General features: G+C 79.8%; 1 protein-coding gene. It reads right to left on the reverse strand.

Annotated elements, in window-relative coordinates; genetic code table 11:
- Positions 1–36: 36 nt before the first annotated feature.
- The coding region (locus ABZ641_RS37755; RefSeq protein WP_359989134.1) for a PLP-dependent aminotransferase family protein at positions 37–1,335 on the reverse strand (1,299 nt) is incomplete at its 5' end.

Genomic DNA, 1,335 nt, shown 5'->3' on the forward strand with positions numbered 1-1,335 from the left:
GGCTGAGGGCGCGGGGCGGAGGCCACGGCCCCGTGGTCAGGTCCGGGTCTCGGCGACGGCCTCGGCCAGGAGCTGTGCCGCCCGGGCGAGCCGGCGTTCCGGCAGGGCGGCGTGGCCGAGGACGAGCGCGGGCGGGCCGGGTGCGGTGAGGCGGGTCGGCGCGACGGGTTCGACCCGGACGCCCCGGGCGGCGGCCGCCTCGACCACGGGCCGTTCGGCGCAGCCGGGCGGCAGGTCGAGGTACAGGTGCAGGCCGGCGGACACTCCGCGGACGGCGGCGTCCGGCAGGTGCCGGGCAAGCGCCTCGGCCAGGGCGTCGCGGCGGGCGCGGTAGCGGGCGCGGACGGCCCGCAGGTGCCGGTCGTGGCCGCCGTCGGCGAGCAGCCGGGCGAAGGCGAGCTGGTCGAGGGCGGAGCAGCCGAGGTCGGTGTACTGCTTGTCGGTGCGGAACTCCTCGACCATAGGTTCGGGCAGGACGGCCCAGCCGAGCCGCAGGCCGGGCGCCAGCGACTTGCTGAGCGAGCCGAGGTGGACGACCAGGTCGGGGGCGAGCCCCTGCAGGCAGCCGACGGGCTCGCGGTCGTAGCGGAACTCGGCGTCGTAGTCGTCCTCGACCACGACGCCCCCGGTGCGGCGGGCCCAGGCGATCAGGGCGGCCCGGCGTTCGGGGGCGAGCACCACGCCGGTCGGGTACTGGTGGGCGGGGGTGACGAGGACGGCGCGGGCGCCCGTCCGGGCGAGTGCGTCGACGTCCAGGCCGTGCCCGTCGACGGGGACGCCGAGCGGTTCGAGGCCGTGGGCGCGCAGCAGGCCGAAGGTGCCGGGCGAGCCCGGGTCCTCGACGGCGACGGCGCGGTGGCCGTGCCGGACGAGCTGCCGGGCCGTCAGGGCGAGCCCTTGGGCGACGCCGCCGACCACGGTGAGGCGTCCGGGGTCGGCCGCGGCGGCCCGCACCCGGCCGAGGTGGGCGGCGAGTTCGGCGCGCAGTGCGGGGTGCCCGGCGGGGTCGCCGTAGCCGAGGGCGGTGTGTTCGGCGGCGGCGAGGGCGCGGCGCAGTGCGGCCTGCCAGGCGGCCCGCGGGAAGAGCGAGAGGTCGGGGGTGCCGGGCTTGAGGTCGTACCGGACGGCGGGGGCGGACGGGCCCGGCGGTGGTGCGGGCGGCGGTGGGGCGATGCCGTCGGCGACCCGGGTGCCGGCCCCCGGCCTGCTCACCAGGTAGCCCTCGGCGACGAGTTGGGCGTAGGCCTCGACCACGGTGCCGCGGGAGACGCCGAGGTCGCGGGCGAGGGTGCGGGTGGCGGGCAGCCGTCCGCCGGCGGGCGGGCGGCCCTGCCG

The sequence above is a fragment of the Kitasatospora sp. NPDC007106 genome (assembly GCF_040634455.1).
Classification (GTDB): Bacteria; Actinomycetota; Actinomycetes; order Streptomycetales; family Streptomycetaceae; genus Kitasatospora; species Kitasatospora arboriphila.